We start from the raw sequence: 19930 nt of genomic DNA, 5'->3' as shown, positions 1-19930 counted from the left end.
ATAACAAGCTTATTTTGAATGTATTTGAATGCATGATTTTAAATTAAAAATTGACTGCAAAGATACAGTTGCTAAGCGCTACAGGAGGTTGACTTACGTTAAGACTTTCTTATTTTAAGTGGTACATACAAATTTGATGGGTTGCTTTAATATAGGTTGAAAGAAAATTAATTGCTTAATAAAATTGTACCAAAAAGTCCTGAATCGGTGGCTATTCTATTTTCATAATCTTCAGGAATAGGTACAGAACCTATGATCGTATTTGTTGTTTTTGTCTTTTCCAGGGAATCAACACTAACATAAGCGAGGGCAAAACCTAATTTTTTATCTACGGAAAGTTTAACGGCCTCATTAGGCTGATTGTCACAATAACTCTCTTTAAAAACAGTAACCTTAATTTCCCAATACAGTTTAGAGTCAGTTTTTGAAAGTTCACTGTCTATGTGATTGTTGTAAATAGTGGGTTTATTTTCTGCATTATAATCAACTATAAAACCATCAGAAAGTATCTGATACGCAAATGCACTATGATTAGCAGCGTGATCGCCGCCGCTATTATTTTCGTCAAGATAGACTATGACACGGTTCTGATCTTTAAACGTAGTCAGCGGATTATTAAATGTACGTTTGAGTTGTTCATTTTCAATAGCGAGCAAAATAAAAAGAGCATCTGGCGTCCACGTAATTTTGTATTGCGCAGCATATGTTATGTTATCACCCTGCCAGATATTATCAAGTGGAGTCCAGGCAATCTTTTTCCAGGCAGGATCAGTTGGTTTTCCGTCAATGTAGGGTGAGATTTCTGATCGGGATACCGACTGTAAATTTTCTTGAGACTTTTCAAAAAGTGGAGGAGGGGTTTTATCTTTTTCGCAAGAACTGAATGTCACTGTGAGTATAATGAAAACTAAAAAATACTTCATAAACTAACGTAATATCTACAATCTCAGAATCTTCTACAGAAACAGCGACTTTTATTTGGATTTATTCTTGTGACTCCTTTTTCTCAATAAACTAAAAATGCCAAATATAGGACCTACAGCTAAAACCAAAAAGAGATACTGCATATCTAATTGAACTGCAAAATAACCTACCAATTGAATACTGATAATGGTTATCGCAAAACCTACACAATTTACTAGCGTGAGAGCTGTACCGCGATACGCCGCAATTGCATTGCTAGCTACTAGTGTCGAAAACTGCGGACTGTCTGCAACCACCATCGCTCCCCAAAATAATAGAAACGATATAAAAAGCCAAAACGGAAGATATATACTAAAGGGCGAGAGCAAACAGCATAATCCTGATGCGATGAGGGAAAACCGGGCGACGCGCTCACTCCCTCTTTTTGCACTTATATGTCCTCCTAATGCACACGCTATAGCACCAATAGCCAAAGTTGAAAAAGCAATTAGCGGAACATTTATCAGCACATTTTGGGTGTTCGCGTAATAGGTTATAAAAAGTGGTATAAAGCCCCAAAAGGCGTATAATTCCCACATATGTCCCCAGTAACCAAAAGCAGCCGACCGAAAAGCCGCTCCCTTAAAAAGTTGCGGAATTGCATTTAAATCCAGGCGCTGTTGTACTTTTCTAAAAGGGCCATCAGGAACGCCAATGCCTATTAGTAAACCTCCTAACAATGCTAGTCCACTAGTAAGCATAGTAATACTTTTGTAATTTATAGAAACTCCTAAACTATTTAAAAAATGGGGTAATGCGGTTCCTAAGACAAGTGCTCCCACTAGATATCCCAATGCCATACTCAGGCCTTTTTCAAAATAATCTGAAGCAATTTTCATTCCTACAGGATAAATACCGGCTAAGAAAAAACCCGTTGTAAAACGGGATATTAAAATCATATTCAAAGAAACCTCAGGAATGATCAATGCAAGATTTGAAAGCGCTCCCAGAAATGAACATAGCATAAAAACTTTAGAAGGGGAGTAGCGGTCTGCAAAGGCGAGTATTGCAAAAACTAAAGTGCCGGCTATAAAACCAAATTGTACAGCGGCTAGAATATCACCAATGCTGTTTGTCTCATTCAATTGAGAAAACGGCAATTGAGGTACAACAATATTCCCCACAAACCACAATGAGGTTCCCAGAAATTGAGCGAGAACAATAAATAGAATTATTTGGGAATTATGTGGCACAAATATAATTTAAATTAATTGACAGGTTCTGCGGCTACAGCGAGGTGCTTACCATCTGGACTTATTGCAAGGCGTGTTATACCCGTAAGCTTATAGCTGTTTAAACTGGCAGCAAATTTCCAGGCAGGTTCACCAAAAAGGTCATAAATAAAAAGACTGTCACCGCTGCCTAAAATGATGCGGTTTTCATCTAGCCATGCATAATCCTGTCTGCCTATAGGCAACTCACAAACAAAATAACTCGTAGGTTCTTCGCCTGAAAGATCAAGTATGTACAAGTCCATATTCTGATCATCATTTTCTACGGTATAACTTAAAGACTGGTTGTTAGGAACTTTGTGAAGTGATCTCCCGGCATTTCCTATAATTTTTTGAAGACTGTCTTTATTTGAATTTTTAAAGAATAAATCCATTTTATTAGGAACTAGAACGGAGGCTATAAAGGTGTCTTTGTCATAAAATGAAAAATAACCTACCTGACTGCTGTCGAGTAGCTTTTGAAAAGCATTGGTTTTAAAATCATATACAGCAAGTCGTTGTCTGCCTTCTGAATCTTGACGCACCGCCACGATTAAATTGGTTTCCGGAATACGTTGTGGTGAAAAAAAGCCGCTATTGGCTTCCTGAGTAAGTATTTTAGTTGATTTATTATCTAGTGTATACTGGCCAATAGCCGTTAAACTATCTTTTGTTCGACTATATAAAAACGTATTGTTATCGTAAAATGAAGGCTGACTATCATAACCTGTGTTTTGAGAAATATTCTTACCACTAGTAACCTCAAAAGCGGTGGGAGTGGTTTTTATATCAAAAAGAAAAATTTCGGTATTATCCTGAGCGAGTAGCGTAAAACCAATAAAAAAAGAGGCTAGTGTAATTTGTATTTTGTGCATATTCTAAATTGAAATAATAAAGATACGATGTTTAAGACATCTCAATCCTAGTAATCAAGTTTTAAGCCAAAATGAGTTTATAATTAGATTCATTTTAATTCTGATTTTCAAAGAAATGTTAATTATAAATCTAATTCATAGTTAAAGCATATGCATCTCTTTATTTTAGGTATTTAAATGAAAAAGAGAGACTGTCTAAAAAGACAGTCTCTCTTCTATTTGATGCCTATTACAAAAAAAAAATCAGGCGATATAGATAAGATTTTAATTCTGATTTACAGTAGAATTATTCATCATACCGTCTTGATTAACGGTGCTTATGTTCATAAGTCCTCTTTGATTTACGGCGCTCATATTTTGTTTTCCTACTTGATCTAATTCACTTGTATTCATAGTACCATTTTGAAATACAGTAGACATATTTTGAGCACCTTTTTGATTTACATCACTTTCGTTAGCAGAACCAATTTGTCTCACAGTTGAACTGTGACCAAAACCAGACCCTTGAAAAACTAAAGAAGTATTGCTATTTCCGCGTTGTAAAACTTCTGAATTTTGGCCAGCACCATTTTGTATATCTGTAGCAGTATTTTCATTTCCATTTTGAACAATCTCAGAACTGTGATTGTTTCCTTGCTGATCAGAAGTAGCTTCATTCAAATCTCCTATTTGTCTTTGATTAACAAGCGAATTATTTGTGCCATTACCAAATTGCGATTGTTGAATTGCAACAGCTGTATTTTCATTTCCTCTCTGCACTTGAGAAGCTGTGTTTGAAGTTCCCTGAGGATTAATCTGGCGACCTTGAGTTATTTGCGCATCATTTTCATTACCCAGCTGAGTTTGGGTTGCGCTTTGAGCAGTACCCATTTGTAATACAGAAGCCATATTCTCTAGGCCGTTTTGAGTTTGACTTGCTGTATGCATATTACGATCTTGATCAATAATAGCCATATTTAAGTCACCTGTTTGTCTCTGAGTTGCGGTGTTATCAAAACTTTCACTTCGAAACTGTGCATTCTGTACAATATCTGCATCATTCTCGTTACCACGCTGTGTTTGCGAAGCAGAAAGATTATTACCTTGTTGATCTGTAGCAGCAAGGTTATCATCACCAGATTGAATTTGAGTAGCAGATGAATTACTGGTTTGAATTTTCTGAAGAGCTACTGTAGTATTTTCATTACCATTTTGCTTTTGAAAGATTGTATTTTGAAAAACACCTAATCCTCCACCAGAACCCTGCGTAGCATCAGCGGTATTTAGATTGCCAGTTTGATTTTGAGTGATAGTATTTCTTCTAGAACCACTTTGTTGATCTGAAGAAGCCATATTTTCATTTCCGGCTTGACGCTGATTAGCAGTATTATTACCACTTCCAGAAGAAATACTTCCTTTTTGTACAGCTTCTGCCACATTAAGGTTACCAGATTGATTTTGATTAATGGTATTATTCATACTAGGTGAAATTTGAACGATCAACCCATTAAATATAGAGTTAAAACTTCCCTGCGAAGCACTAGCTGTATTTTCATCACCAGATTGTATTTGCATTGCGCTGTTGTTATCTCCAATGGTATAAATAGTTGCTTCATTATCACTACCGGTTTGTGATACTGTTGCACTGTTTCCATCAGAAAGCGTACTTGAAGCTATATCATCACCTTGCTGAATACTTACTGTATTAGTCTCACCAGATTGCGTAACGGTAGAAGAGTTACTATTACCAAACTGATCCAGGTCTAATGTATTGTTGGGTTCAATTGATCCTGCATCACCACTTTGACGGGCAGTTGATGTATTACCTATGCCATTTTGGTTTATATCTAAAAGATTAGAAGAACCTTCTTGATTACCAGATGAAGAATTACCTGTACCGTTTTGATTTACCGTAGCAATTTGATCATCACCTAATTGGCGAAGGTTTGAATCATTCTGCATACCTTCTTGATCTATAGTAGCTACACTGTTTTCATTTTCACCCAGATCACCACCCCGTTGTACTACACCAGAAGTATTTGCAGTACCTGATGAGTTTACAGTAGTTATATTTGAGTTTCCTAATTGTTTTATTAAAGAACCATTATCATCACCTCGCTGATTTACTGTACTTGTGTTTTTATCACCGTCCTGAAGTGTAGTTGCAGTATTACGTTCGCCTAATGCAGTATTAGAATCCCATTGTGTTGTAACAGAAACATTGCTAGTTCCTTTCTGTATGACATCACTTGTATTATCACGACCGGTGCGACTTATATTACCATTACTACTAATTTGTCCCTGACTTACACGTGTGGTATTATTACTACCAGACTGTGATATTGTACTGGTATTTAGCTTATCAACTTGCCCAATCTTTGAATTGTTATTTCGCCCCTGAGCCTTTACTGTACTGGAGTTTTTATCTCCAACTTGATTGATGGCAGTATTATTAATAGTACCATCCTGATTTACGGTGGAAGTATTTAAATTTCCCTCTGAAGATACCTCACTAGTGTTTTCGCCACCAGTCTGATTAACAGTTGATCCATTTTCATTTCCTTTTTGATTTACAGTGCTCGAATTTTGTTGAGCAAACATAACAGCCCCACAAAGAAGTGTAGCTATACTGAGTACAAATTTTTTCATTAAAATTTAGTTTATGGTTAATAAATATATATAACGCAATAGCGCGCTAAAGCCTTACAAGAAATCGTATAGTAATAAACATAGAATTAGTATTCTTTTTAAAGAACCAATTCTAAATCATCATATTGTGGAGAATAGGCTTAAGTAGGAAAAGCCCTAAAATGAGATCTTTTTGGGGAAGATCTATTATTGTTAGTTGTAAGAAAATTTGGAGAGTTTTTTTTCTTACAAGACAAATATGCTATTAAAAATAACTATGCACAACTAGCTCAAGTATTTAAATATAATGCAAAGTAATTTTGTAGGAAATATCTTTGATTATATAATAAGAATAATGTTCTTAAGATGTATTATTTAGCCAAAATAATGTTAATCTATTACATTAAGCATTTGTTAATATTTTATTAAAAAAATAATTTAAGTAAATTTAAATAGATATTTAATGTAAAAATGCACTTAAAATTAAGATTTTAATAATCATGAAGATAAACTTTTAATAGTCTTCTTTGAATTTTGAAACTTTATCAGCGTGAGTCTAACACACAATTGTAATGCTATTCTAATTAAATTGTGAATTATAGTATTTAAAAATGTTTTAAAACTTATTTACTATTCAAGTTGAGTTTTTATAAATAAAAACCCCGAAGCTCAACTCCGGGGTTCATCACATATAAATAATAAATAATTAGGGAAAAAGGCTTAAAACGGATATGTATTTTCTGAAGTTACTTTTTCAGCAATCAGGTTACGCAATGCAACGACGTTAGGCTGATTTTGATATTTTGTAAAGCGCTTAAGACCCATAAGCATCATACGTTGCTCATCACCTTCTGCAAAAGAAACAATACCTTCTTTTGCTTTTAAATTAATGGTGTCAACCGCGTGATACAGGTATAATTGAGCCATAGCGATTTGTTCTTTTTGAGTGTCTTCGCCAAAACGTTTTACATTCTTTTCGGTACGTAAAATGGTACTTTCTGCCATATAAACCTCTATTAAAATATCTGAAGCAGCCATTAATAACTGTTGATGTGATTCTAAATCTGGTCCATATTTTTGAATAGCACTACCGGCAACAATTAAGAAAACTTTCTTAAGTTTTGCAACCATAGCTTTTTCTTCTGAAAGCACTTCTGAATAATCTGGGGTGTCAAAAGACGGAATTCCTGTAAGCTCTTCACCAACAGCCATCGCAGGGTTTAAAAGATCTACGTGACCTTTCATAGCTTTTTTGACAAGCATTCCTACAGCTAGCATTCGGTTAATCTCATTAGTACCTTCATAGATACGAGAAATACGAGCATCTCTCCAGGCAGCTTCCATAGGAGCGTCTGCACTAAAGCCCATACCCCCATAAATCTGTATACCTTCATCTGCACAACTTTGCATATCTTCTGAGGCAGCTACTTTAAGAATAGAACATTCTATAGCGTATTCTTCAACACCTTTAAGTTCTGCTTCAGAATGGCTTGCGCCTGCTTCTGTACGCATAGCAATGCGATCTTCAATATTTTTTGCAGCACGATAGGAGGCACTTTCACAAGCATAGGCATTAGTAGCCATCTCAGCTAGTTTAGATTTAATAGCACCAAATTTTGCAATAGGTGTATTAAACTGAACACGCTCATTTGCATATTTTACGCCCATATCTATAACTCGACGTTGTGCATCTAGACAAGCTGCAGCAAGCTTAATACGTCCTACGTTAAGCGCATTCATTGCTATTTTAAAGCCTTCACCACGTCCTGCGAGCATATTTTCTACAGATACCACCGTATCATTAAAGAATACCTGACGGGTAGAAGAGGAGTGAATACCCAATTTCTTTTCTTCCTCACCTAGAGAAATACCGTTAGATGGATCATTTTCTACAATAAACCCAGTGATATTTTTATCATCTTCAATACGAGCAAAGACAATAAATACATTACAGAAACCTGCGTTTGAAATCCACATTTTCTGACCGTTAATCTTGTATGATTTTCCATCTGCAGAAAGTTCTGCTTTTGTTTTACCGCTGTTGGCATCAGAGCCTGCACCCGGCTCGGTCAAACAGTAGGCTCCAAACCACTCGCCGGTAGCTAATTTAGGAACGTATTGTTTCTTTTGTTCTTCGGTACCGTAAAGTGTGATAGGCATTGTACCGATACCGGTATGTGCACCAAAAGCGGTAGCGATAGAACCAGTTGCCCCAGAAATGTAATCGCAAACAAGCATTGTAGAAACAAAGCCCATCCCAAGACCATCATATTCTTCGGGAACGGCTATACCTAAAAGACCAAGTTCACCAGCTTTACGCATTACCTCTTCTGTAAGGGCATAATCTTTGTGCTCAAAACGTTCTTTGTGTGGTACAATCTCGCGGTCTACAAACTCGATAACCGTTTCTTTCATCATTTTTTGCTCCTCAGAAAAATCTTCGGGAGTAAATACATCTTCACACGCGGTTTCTTTAACTAAGAACTGACCACCGCGTAAAATTTCTTTTTTATCTGCTGTTTCTGCCATTATATTATTTTTAAGAATAAAGAAGAGAGAAAAAAGAGAATAGATTAATGGCTATAAACCATTTTGAAAACCCATTGTCATTTTTTGCCATTCCTGTATTTTAGTTTCTAATTCGTTTAATGTTTTATCGTTGATGTAATTTTTATGTCGAGCTATAAGTATCTGGGTTCCCAATTCAAAAGATGATCCAAGCGCATAATCTATAAACGTGCTAAAAGCTTTATCCGTTCTGGATGATCCTTCAGAAATATTACTTGGGATTGAAGTTGCACATCGGCTTATTTGTGAGGTTAGGTCAAATCTTTCATGCTTTGGAAACTTTTCAACTAAATCTGAAATATTACAAGCTATTTCTAACCCTAAAGACCAAATTTTCAAATTTTTATAATTATGTCTTTTTCTCATCATTATAAAACTCTTTAGTCTTTTCTCTTTCTTCTAAATATCTATAGTCTAGCTCAAAAACTCATAAACCCCAGCTGCTCCCTGGCCAGTACCTACGCACATGGTTACAACGCCATATTTACCTTTCATATCTTGCTTGCGCATCTCATCAAATAATTGGACCGAAAGCTTAGCGCCAGTACAACCGAGTGGATGACCTAAAGCAATAGCTCCACCATTTACATTAACGATATCTGGATTTAAACCCAGTTCTCTAATAACTGCAAGGGATTGCGAAGCGAAAGCTTCATTAAGTTCCATAAGGCTGATATCATTTTGAGTTAGACCTGCTTGTTTTAAAGCTTTTGGAATTGCCTTAACAGGACCTATTCCCATAATACGAGGCTCAACACCTACGGCAGCAAAGTTTACCATACGAGCAATAGGTTCTAGATTTAACTCTTTAACCATATCTTCGCTCATAACCAGTACAAAAGCTGCACCATCGCTCATTTGAGAAGAGTTACCTGCGGTTACGCTTCCGCCTTCGGCGAAAACAGGACGTAATTTTGCAAGAATCTCTAGTTTAGTATCTGCACGCGGACCTTCATCTTTTTTTACTGTATAGGTTTTAGTTTCTTTTTTGCCTGAAGCATTTACGAAGGTATGCTCTACATCAATAGGTACAATCTGATCGTCAAATCGTCCCTCAGCCTGTGCTTTTAAAGCTTTCTGGTGAGAATTAAAAGCAAACTCATCCTGATCTTCACGAGAAACATTAAACTGGTTTGCAACAGCTTCTGCAGTTAATCCCATTCCCCAGTAATAATCTTCATTACCTTCTTTTGCTACTTTATAATCTGGTACCGGTTTGTAACCTCCCATAGGTATGTAGCTCATACTTTCTGCGCCACCGGCGATAATACAACTTGCCATACCCGCCTGTATTTTTGCAGATGCCATAGCGATCGTTTCAACCCCAGATGCGCAATAACGGTTAACGGTCACACCAGGAACGTCTTCAACCTTTAAACCCATTAAAGAGATTAAACGTGCTACGTTAAGACCTTGTTCGGCCTCGGGCATTGCATTACCTACCATAACATCGTCAATACGTGTCTTGTCGAAATTAGGTAGCTCATTCATCATATACTCGATGGTTTCTGCTGCAAGTTCGTCTGGTCTTTTAAAACGGAACAATCCGCGGGGAGCTTTCCCCACAGCTGTTCTGTATGCTTTTACTATATATGCTGTTTTGCTCATTTTAAGCCCCCTATCCCCCGAAGGGGGAACACCTATTAGGAGGAAATAGGATTTTTATTGTTCAACACTAATTATTCCTCCCCTTGGGGGAGGTCAGGTGGGGATTCTAATTTCTTAGCGGTTTCCCTTTTTGAATCATATGCTGTAGACGCTCTAAAGTTTTGCGTTCGCCACAAAGACTTAAGAATGCTTCACGCTCGAGGTCTAACAGATATTGCTCACTTACATAAGAAGCTTCAGATAAATCACCACCAGCCATTACATAGGCTAGTTTATTTGCAATTTTCTTATCGTGGTCACTTATGTATTTACCGGCATTCATCTGGTCTGTTCCTACGTAAAAAGCACCTAGAGCTTGTTTACCAAGAACTTTAATATCTGTGCGTGGAATCGGTTTTGTATATCCTTGATCTGCCATAAATTTAGCAACCTCTTTAGCTGCTGCAATCTGGCGGTTTTTATTGACCACGACGATATCTTTACCGTGTTTTAGAATACCTAAATCATATGCCTCATATGCCGAAGTAGAAACCTTAGCCATACCTATTGCTAAAAAATATTCACGTAACCTGTTAAGCTCTACATCATCTTTATGAAAAGTTTCTGAAGCTCGTAGTGCCATCTCTTTAGAACCACCACCGCCGGGAATTACCCCAACACCAAATTCTACTAGCCCTATATAGCTCTCTGCAGCAGCTACTACACGGTCTGCGTGTAAAGTCATTTCACAACCGCCACCTAAAGTCATTGCGTGTGGTGCAACTACAGTAGGAATAGAAGAGTAGCGCAAGCGCATACAACTGTCTTGAAAATATTTTACAGCAGCATTAAGTTCATCATACTCTTGTTCTGCAGCCATCATAAAAATCATTCCGATGTTTGCACCTACTGAAAAGTTTTTACCCTGATTAGAAACTACCAATCCTGCAAAATCTTTTTCAGCCATATCTATAGCTCTATTCAAGCCAGCAAGTACATCGCCACCAATAGAGTTCATCTTTGAACGGAATTCTAGGTTTAGAATACCATCCCCTAGGTCTTCTATAACTACACCGCTATTTTTGAAAACCTGCTTAGATTCTCTAATGTTGTCTAAAATGATAAAGCCGTCCTGACCCGGTTTTTTGATGTATTCTTTCTTCGGAATATCATAGTAGAAAGTACTTCCTTCTTTAACAGAATAAAATGAATTTTTACCAGATGAAACCAATTCTGAAACCCACGAGGCTACTTCATAACCTTCAGCTTTCATCAATTCAATTCCTTTCTCAACACCTACAGCATCCCAGATTTGAAATGGTCCGTGTTCCCAGCCGTATCCGGCGCGCATCGCGTCATCTATTTTATAAAGCTCGTCTGTAATTTCCGGAATACGATTTTGTACGTAAGCAAATAATCCTGCGAAGTTCTTACGGAAAAATTCACCGGCCTTATCTTTTCCTTTTATTAGAACAGGAAAACGATCTATAACATTGTCAATAGACTTTGTAAGTTCTAACGTAGTGAATGAAGCACGTTTATTTGCACGATATTCCATCGTACCTAAATCTAACGTTTGAATCTCGCTTGAGCCGTCTTCATTCTTTATTTTTTTATAGAATCCTTGTCCGGTTTTGCTTCCCAGCCATTTTTTATCGTGCATTAAGTCGATGTAGTTAGGCAACGTAAAAAGTTCTTTACGCTCATCGTCCTTTACATTCTCGCGTATACCGTTAGCAACGTGAACTAAAGTGTCAAGACCCACAACATCTACTGTACGGAATGTTGCTGATTTAGGGCGACCTATAACAGGACCGGTTAGTTTATCAACTTCTTCAACGGTCATCCCTAATTCTTCAACCGTATGAAATAAACTCATTATGCTGAAAGTACCCACTCTGTTTCCAATAAACGCCGGAGTATCTTTTGCAACTACCGAAGTTTTACCTAAAAATTTTTCGCCGTAGGCATTTAAGAAATCAAGAACTTCAGGATCTGTTTTAGGTCCCGGAATTATTTCAAAAAGATCTAAGTAACGTGCCGGGTTGAAGAAATGCGTTCCGCAAAAATGCTTCTGAAAATCTTCACTACGCCCTTCACTCATAAATTGTATAGGAATACCTGATGTGTTTGAAGTAATCAAGGTTCCCGGAGTGCGGTGTTTATCTAAATTTTCAAAAACTTGTTTCTTGATGTCAAGGCGTTCGATTACCACTTCAATAATCCAATCTACGTGCTTTACCTTTGCAATATCATCTTCCATATTACCGGTGGTAATGCGTTTAGCAAAATCTGGATGGTAAATAGGAGAGGGTTTTGATTTTAAAGAATTAGTAAGGTGATCGTTTACTAATCGATTGCGAACCACTTTATCTTCTAAAGTAAGTCCTTTTGCATGTTCTTTATCGGTAAGTTCTCTGGGAACTATATCGAGCAGTAGTACTTCGACTCCTATATTAGCAAAATGACAAGCGATACCGCTTCCCATAATACCAGAGCCTATAACTGCAACTTTGTTTATACGTCTTTTACTCATTGTTTTATAGTAGTTTCAGATGTGTTATAAATTTTTTTATTCTGTATCAAATCATTGATGACGTGAATGACTTCAAAAAAATGTTCGATTTTTTGATTGTCTATATTATTTCTAATAGCATCATTAAACCGCAAGACTCTATTTTTACTAAAATCTCTATTTTCTTTACCAAATTCGGTTAAGAAAATAAGTACTCCACGACCATCAGCAGGGTTAGGCTTGCGCACGATTAAACCGCGTTCTTCCATAGACTTTAAGGTTCTTGAAAGGCTTGTAGCTTCCATTCCCATTTTTGGTCCTAATGCTGTAGAAGGAGTGCCCTCCTCAGGATCTATACTTAATAAAGCAAATCCTGTAGCCATTGTACTATCTAGCTGAGCAGCCTGCTCATTATACATTTTTGTAATAGCCTGCCAAGTTGCTCTTAGCGCGTGATCTATTGTAATATCTTTTTTACTCATACGTTTGCGTAAAGTTAAAAAAATAATACTATGCGTGCATAATAAATATGATAAATTTTACGAGATTAACATTTCATATGTTAGCGGAAAAGAATATTCATAAAAAAACTCCTTATTTCTAAGGAGTTTTTCAATTAATTATGTTCGTATATTTTATTGTATTGCTCGATATACATTTGTTTTACGATGCGCCTTTTAAGTTTCATAGTAGGGGTAAGGTGTCCTGAATCTATGCTCCATTCATCTGGAGTAAGTTCAATTTTCTTAATACGTTCCCATTTACCAAACTTCTCGTTATACAAATCTACATCTTCTTGAATACGTTTAATTACTTCGGGGTTAGTAGCCAGATCCTTTTTAGTAGTTCCTATATCAAGACCTTTCTTTTTTGCCCATTCGGTTACAAAATCAAAGTTGGGCTGTATAAATGCTGCAGGCATTTTTTCACCTTCACCTACGACCATGATATGTTCTATAAAACGAGATTGCTTCATTGCATTTTCTATAAGCTGGGGAGCTACATATTTACCGCCGCTTGTTTTAAACATTTCCTTTTTACGATCTGTAATTTTTAAGAAACCTTGTTTGTCAACTTCTCCTATATCTCCCGTATGAAAATAACCGTTTATAAGAACTTCATCTGTTTTCTCTGTGTCTTTATAGTAACCAATCATTACTTGCGGACCTTTGATTAAAATCTCACCATCCTCGGCTATTTTAACTTCTGTGTGAGGTATCGGTTTACCTACAGTTCCTATTCTAAAACCTTCGTTACGCATATCGTTAACAGAAATTACCGGAGAAGTTTCGGTAAGACCGTAACCTTCCATTACAGCAATATCTGCTGCGTTAAAAACACGCGCTAGTCTGGGTTGTAAAGCAGCACTACCTGAGGCGATAACTTTTAAGTTTCCACCTAATGCTTCCTGCCATTTACTAAAGATTAATTTGCGGGCAAGAGCAAGTTTTTTCTCATACCACCAGCCGTTTTGACCATAAGGCTCATATTCTAGTCCAAGCTCTACGGCCCAGAAAAACAATTTTTTCTTTACACCGGTTAAATCGGCTCCTTTTGCAATAATTTTATCATATACTTTTTCTAAAAGGCGAGGTACAGCAGTCATCACCTCTGGCTTAACCTCTTTTAAATTTTCACTTATTGTTTCTAAGCTTTCTGCAAAATAGATACTTACACCGCTATACTGGTAGAGGTACATAAGCATACGCTCGTAGATATGACATACAGGAAGAAAGCTCAATGCTTTGCTTTTGCCGGGAATAATAGGAAACCTACTTTCACTGTTTAGCGCATTTGAAGCAACGTTTTTATGACTAAGCATAACTCCTTTGGGTCTGCCTGTGGTTCCTGAAGTGTATATTAATGTAGCAAGGTCATCTTCACTAACAGCATCTTTCAATTTTTCTACCTCTGGTTGCAATTGGGTATCAGATTCTTTTACTTCTTCCCAGTTTTGACAACCTTCAATGGTATCAAAACAATAAATACCCTTTAATGAGGGAACATTATCTTTTATGGCATTAAGTTTATCTAATACTTCTTTATCTGAAACAAAACAGTAGCTCGATTCACTGTGATTGAGTACATATTCATACTCTTCTTCTGATATTGTAGGATATACAGGTACATTTTGAGCACCTAATTGCAGGATACCGATGTCCATAATATTCCATTCAGTACGATTTGAAGAAGAGATTACGGCAATTTTATCGTTAGGTTTTACGCCTAGTTTTAAAAGACCTCGGCTTATGGCATTTGCTTGATCTATATAGGATTGTGTAGTTGTAGCTACCCACTCCCCATTGTATTTAGTTACTAGAGCTTTTTCTAGTTTATACTTCTCAAGCTGGTAGTATGGGAAGTCAAAGAGACGTTTAGGTTCCATAGGTTGTCTAATAGGGTTTGTCTTGCAAAATAGCAAATTTGACAGCTATATTCTAATTTTTATAAATAATTACAACGTTGTAATAAGATTATGCTATTTGTACTAGACTGTCGACAATATGCTCAGATTGAGGGTAAAAAAACAACAATTGTTATTTTGAATGATTTTAAATCACAAAAAACGTAATTTTTTTCAGAATTGATAAATTGAAATAATGATAATTCTGGCTGTCCTTTATTAACACTTTATGAATCAAAGCTCTGTTAATTACCATATATAAAAAAAAGCTTTTACAAAGGCTATATAATCATCTTATTGTCTATTAATCCTATAGGATTACAACTTGTAAAAAAGGTCTTGATTGTTAATCTTGCGTTAAATCATTAACAAAATTTTATATGGAATTAAAAAAACTACTTAGCGTATTTTTTGTGTTATTTCTTGGTATTTACTCAAGTTTTGCACAGCAAAAAACTGTACGTGGTACGATTACCACTGCCGAAGATGGCCAACCTCTGCCTGGTGCTTCGGTAATAATTGAGGGTACAAGTAAAGGTACACAAACCGATTTTGACGGGAATTTTAGTATTGAAGCTTCCTCTACTGAAACACTCGTAATATCTTATGTTGGTTTTAAAAATTTAAGAAAGAAAGTAGGAGATGCTACTCAATTCTCATTAGCATTACAAACAGATTCAGAATCTTTAGAAGAGGTAATTGTGACAGCTTATGGTACAACCACTAAAGAGGCATTTACAGGATCAGCTAGTGTTATTAAATCTGAAGATCTTGAAAAACGTGTTGTAACATCTCCTATAGCAGCTCTTGAAGGGTCGACTACTGGTGTACAATTTATCTCTGCATCAGGACAACCCGGTTCCTCCCCAAGTATAATTATTAGAGGTGTTGGAACTTTAAATGGGAGTACAGATCCTTTATATATAGTAGATGGTATTCAGTTTGAAGGTGGTTTAAATAGTATTAGCCAGAACGATATAGAATCTATAACTGTACTTAAAGATGCAGCATCTACAGCTTTATACGGCTCGAGAGCAGCAAATGGTGTAGTTCTAATCACTACTAAAAGTGGTAAAAAAGGCGTACCTGCACGTATAACGGCTTCTTCTCAATATGGCGTTGTTAATCAAGGTGTATCTAATTATGATGCAGTTAATCCCGGAGAGTATTACGAACTTATGTGGGAAGCTTATAAGAATTCACTGAATGTTGCAGATCCTGCAGCACAAGCTTCAGCTTCCATATTTAATAGGTTAGGTTACAATCCTTTTAATGTTGCTAACGATCAGATTGTAGGTACAGATGGCAAAATAAATCCTAATGCACAAGTTGTCTACCAAGGTCTTGACTGGTATGATGCATTGCAACGAACAGGTAGTCGTATTAATAATTCGGTCTCTGTTTCTGCTGGTGGAGAGAATCATCAAGTGTTTTTCTCTACATCACACCTTAAAGAAGAAGGGTATGTAATACAAAGTGATTTTAACCGATTGACTTCACGACTTAATGGAGATTTTACTCCGGCCAAATGGTTAACTGTTGGTGGTAGCATTAACCTTGCTCTTAGTAAATCGAGTGGTTTAGGTGGTGCAGGAACTGGTAGTATCGTAAATGCATTTAACTGGGCAAAAGATCTTGGATCTATATATCCGGTATATCAAGTTGACTCAAATGGTAACTATGTTTTAGATGTGAATGGTGACCGCCTTTTTGATTTGGGGGAAGGTTATTCAGAATATGGTATTCAATCTCGACCATATAATCCAGGACGTCATGGTATTGCTGAAACCATTTTTAATGATGAGCAAACAGATATCAATAATCTAGGTTTACGTCTTTATTCAGAATTTACAATTATTGATGGTCTTAAAGCACGATTAACTTATGGTCAGGATATTCAGGACTATATTAATAAGAGCTATGAAAATGCTATTGTAGGAGATGGTGCACCAACAGGTCGTTATGGAGAGACTCGTTTTAGAAGAACGGTAGAAAACTTCACCCAACTCTTAACATACAATAAGTCATTTGCAGATGTTCACAATGTTGATTTAACGCTTGGTCACGAAAGTTTTGATCGTCATTATTCAGAAAATAATGGTCTTGCAACAGTACAAACTGCTGAAGGTATATATGAGTATGACAACTTTTCTACTCCGGTAAGTTTAGGTGGTTATAGCTCAGACAAGCGGATAGAGGGATATTTTGCGCGTCTAAACTATAATTATGACAACAGATACTATATAAGTGGTTCTGTACGTCGTGATGGAAGTTCTGTTTTTAACAGTGACGTACGATGGGGATCTTTTTATTCTGTAGGTGCTTCTTGGAGAATAGATCAGGAAAAATTTATGGATAATGTTGATTTTATCAATCAGTTAAAATTACGTGCTTCTTATGGTGAAGTTGGTAATGATGATTTATTAGATTATTACTTATCACAACCTCGTTATTCACTTACCTCAAATGCCGGTGATCCTGCGATATTTTTATCAGATATAGGTAACTCAGCATTGACCTGGGAAACTATCGAGAGCTATGATATTGCGTTAGAATTTGGTCTTTTCAATAATTTCTTAGATGGTTCTTTTGAATATTACAAAAAGAACTCTTCTGATCTTTTGTACAACCTACCTATTCCATTATCTAATGGTTTAAATGAGGTTCCTCAAAACGTAGGAACAATGTATAATGAAGGTTTTGAATTAGCTTTAACAGCAAATCTTATTAGAACTCAAAATTTAAACTGGTCTGTAACTGCTCAGGCATCTACTTTTAAGAATAAAATTACTGACTTACCATCACCATTTGTTAATGGGTCAAAACGTTGGGAAGTAGGTCGTTCTAGATTTGATTTCTACATATACGACTATGCCGGCGTAGATCCAGATAATGGAGATGCGCTTTACAATATGTATGAAGGTGATGTTAATGCTGGTGAGCGTGTTCCTGTTTTAAATGCAGATGGTACACAAGCAACAACAAACGATTGGGATGAAGCAGGTAGAGCTTATGTAGGGGGACAATCTATACCAGATTTAATAGGTTCTATCCAAAACCGGATTAATTATAAAGGTCTTGCTTTAGATTTTATATTCACTTTCTCTCAAGGCGGAAAAATCTTAGATAATGGTTATGCAGGTTTAATGCACACTGGAGATTATGGAGATGCTTATCATCCAGATGCGCTTAACGCTTGGAGAAACCCGGGAGATATTACTTCAGTACCACGTTTAGAAAATGGAAATTCAAACCAAGTTCAAACGCAGTCTACTCGTTTCCTTACAGATGCATCATTTGTTGCGCTACGTAATGTAAACCTATCTTATACATTTAATACAGATATTTCAGAGCGTTTAGGTTTTGAAAATTTACGTCTGTTTGTTGCAGGAGAGAATCTATACTTTAATAGTGAACGTAATGGTTTAAATCCGCAATATAACCTTGCAGGCACAGGTTCTGGTAATGACTACAATCCTTCTCGAGTGGTTTCTTTTGGAGTTAATGTTTCATTTTAATTAATCGACAAGAAAATAAAACTTATACATATGTTACAACGAATTAAAATAGTAGTGTTGTCATTAGTTATGATTTCAACATTAAGTTGTTCAGAAGATTTTCTGGAAACTAAACCTACAGACGCAATATCTGCGGCAGATGCTTTATCATCTGTAGCAAATATGAGATTAATACTAAATGGACTCCATAGACAAATGTATGCGCAATCTCCAATACCAGGAGGTTCTGCAAGTAGAGCAGGGGAGCATTACTTTATACCCCTAGGAGATGTGCTTACCGGTGATCTTATTCACTCTGCGCCAGCAAACGGATGGATGACATCAGAATTACAATGGAATTCTCATAATGTATCTACTTCATTAACTGCAGAGCAATTATGGTATCAGCGCTATCACTTTATTACCAGTGCTAATTCTATAATTAATCAAGTTGAGGAAGACGGACTCGCGATTGATGAGAATTTGAGTGATGTTTTAGGTCAGTCATATGCTTATAGAGCATGGTCTTACTATCGCTTAGTGACTTCGTATGCAAAAGGATACATTATAGGTGATCCGGCGACAGATCCGGGTGTGCCTTTACTTTTTGCTACAGAGCCCCCATTTACGAGTGAAGCACGTGCTACAGTTGCAGAAGTTTATGCTCAAATGGAAAAGGATATAGATCAGGCAATTACCTATTTTGAAGGTGCAGACCCAAGAGGAAATGGAAGTGCAAAAATTAAGTCTCAATTAAATATTAATGCAGCTTACGGTATAAAAGCACGTATTGCGTTATCTAAAGGGGACTGGACTACAGCTGCAAGTTCGGCTGCATTAGCTCGTAATGGCTATCCATTAATGAATGAAGCAGACTGGTTGTCTGGTTTTAACACCAATGAATTACCAGAAGTTATCTGGGGTGGTAATGTAATTTCTACGGAAACTACATTCTTTAGATCATACTTTTATCTGATTTCTCCAACATTCAACGGAAGTCAAAACAGAGGTAATCCTAAATTAGTAAATAAGGAAATGTACGATATGCTTCCTGATACAGATTTTAGAACGAAAGCATTTTTACCAGATGCTCCTAACACAAATTCATCTGCTTCTAATGATCAGGGAGGTAGTTTTGAATCAGATCCTAACTATGATACTGAAGAAGAATTTGAGGCTGCTTTTGATGCGATCATTTCAAAATATGGGATGACACCACAGCACAATACGCATCCTTATATGCACGTAAAGTTTTTAAATAAAAATCCTGGGACTATAGATCCTGATGATGTTATTTATATGCGTTCTGCAGAAATGTATCTTATAGAAGCAGAAGCTAAAGCTATGAGTAATGATATTACTGGTGCTAAAGCGGCATTAGATGCTTTAGGAAGTGCTCGCGACAGTGCTTTTGATATTGATCAATACAATACTCAGGCAGAGCTTATGGAGCAAATTAAATTTCAACGTTATATTGAGCTTTATGGCGAAGGATTTAGTTATACCGATCATATTCGCTGGGATGAGGGAATAGACTTAACAAATTCTGGTGCAGCAGCAGTTCTTTATCAAGACGGCTTTATCCAGGATAAACCATCAGTTAACGATGATTGGATTTTCAAGATTCCTCAAGCTGAAATTGATGCAAATCCAAATATTAATGAAGCTGATCAAAATTAGATTTAATTTACTACCTAGTTAAT

General features: G+C 36.5%; 12 protein-coding genes. 2 read left to right on the top strand and 10 right to left on the bottom strand.

What is annotated here, in order from left to right:
- Window positions 1–167: 167 nt before the first annotated feature.
- From ACIGAM_RS16200 to ACIGAM_RS16155, 10 genes are all read right to left on the bottom strand, one after another.
- On the bottom strand, window positions 168–923 hold the full coding sequence (locus tag ACIGAM_RS16200; RefSeq protein WP_396512514.1) for a sugar-binding protein: 756 nt from the start codon (window positions 921–923) through the stop codon (window positions 168–170).
- A 51-nt stretch (window positions 924–974) separates the two neighbouring features.
- The gene (locus ACIGAM_RS16195; protein WP_396512513.1) at window positions 975–2156 is read right to left on the bottom strand and encodes an MFS transporter; all 1182 of its coding nucleotides are present in this window, start codon (window positions 2154–2156) and stop codon (window positions 975–977) included.
- A 14-nt stretch (window positions 2157–2170) separates the two neighbouring features.
- A complete protein-coding gene (locus ACIGAM_RS16190) occupies window positions 2171–3049 on the bottom strand; it encodes a hypothetical protein (protein ID WP_396512512.1) in 879 nt (292 codons plus the stop codon).
- Window positions 3050–3313: 264 nt separating this feature from the next.
- Complete coding sequence (locus tag ACIGAM_RS16185; RefSeq protein ID WP_396512511.1) at window positions 3314–5677, bottom strand: hypothetical protein; 2364 nt, start codon at window positions 5675–5677, stop codon at window positions 3314–3316.
- Between the two features lie 699 nt (window positions 5678–6376).
- Complete coding sequence (locus ACIGAM_RS16180; protein ID WP_396512510.1) at window positions 6377–8185, bottom strand: acyl-CoA dehydrogenase family protein; 1809 nt, start codon at window positions 8183–8185, stop codon at window positions 6377–6379.
- 51 nt (window positions 8186–8236) lie between these two features.
- The gene (locus ACIGAM_RS16175) at window positions 8237–8590 is read right to left on the bottom strand and encodes a four helix bundle protein (protein WP_396512554.1); all 354 of its coding nucleotides are present in this window, start codon (window positions 8588–8590) and stop codon (window positions 8237–8239) included.
- A 48-nt stretch (window positions 8591–8638) separates the two neighbouring features.
- Window positions 8639–9832, bottom strand: coding sequence for an acetyl-CoA C-acyltransferase (locus ACIGAM_RS16170; protein WP_396512509.1), 1194 nt, complete (start codon window positions 9830–9832; stop codon window positions 8639–8641).
- 106 nt (window positions 9833–9938) lie between these two features.
- The gene (locus ACIGAM_RS16165; protein ID WP_396512508.1) at window positions 9939–12347 is read right to left on the bottom strand and encodes a 3-hydroxyacyl-CoA dehydrogenase NAD-binding domain-containing protein; all 2409 of its coding nucleotides are present in this window, start codon (window positions 12345–12347) and stop codon (window positions 9939–9941) included.
- A complete protein-coding gene (locus ACIGAM_RS16160; RefSeq protein ID WP_396512507.1) occupies window positions 12344–12808 on the bottom strand; it encodes a MarR family winged helix-turn-helix transcriptional regulator in 465 nt (154 codons plus the stop codon). Before ACIGAM_RS16160 ends, ACIGAM_RS16165 begins: the two co-directional genes overlap by 4 nt.
- A gap of 134 nt (window positions 12809–12942) precedes the next feature.
- A complete protein-coding gene (locus ACIGAM_RS16155; RefSeq protein WP_396512506.1) occupies window positions 12943–14712 on the bottom strand; it encodes an AMP-dependent synthetase/ligase in 1770 nt (589 codons plus the stop codon).
- 398 nt (window positions 14713–15110) lie between these two features.
- Between ACIGAM_RS16155 and ACIGAM_RS16150 the strand changes: the two genes are divergently transcribed.
- On the top strand, window positions 15111–18248 hold the full coding sequence (locus ACIGAM_RS16150) for a SusC/RagA family TonB-linked outer membrane protein (RefSeq protein WP_396512505.1): 3138 nt from the start codon (window positions 15111–15113) through the stop codon (window positions 18246–18248).
- Window positions 18249–18278: 30 nt separating this feature from the next.
- Window positions 18279–19907 carry a RagB/SusD family nutrient uptake outer membrane protein gene (locus tag ACIGAM_RS16145; protein ID WP_396512504.1) on the top strand — a complete coding sequence of 543 codons (1629 nt, stop codon included), beginning with the start codon at window positions 18279–18281 and terminating at the stop codon, window positions 19905–19907.
- Window positions 19908–19930 lie beyond the last annotated feature (23 nt).

The organism is Leeuwenhoekiella sp. NPDC079379 (assembly GCF_044542075.1).
In the GTDB taxonomy this organism is placed as follows: domain Bacteria; phylum Bacteroidota; class Bacteroidia; order Flavobacteriales; family Flavobacteriaceae; genus Leeuwenhoekiella.
This window is presented reverse-complemented; position numbering and strand designations above follow the sequence as displayed.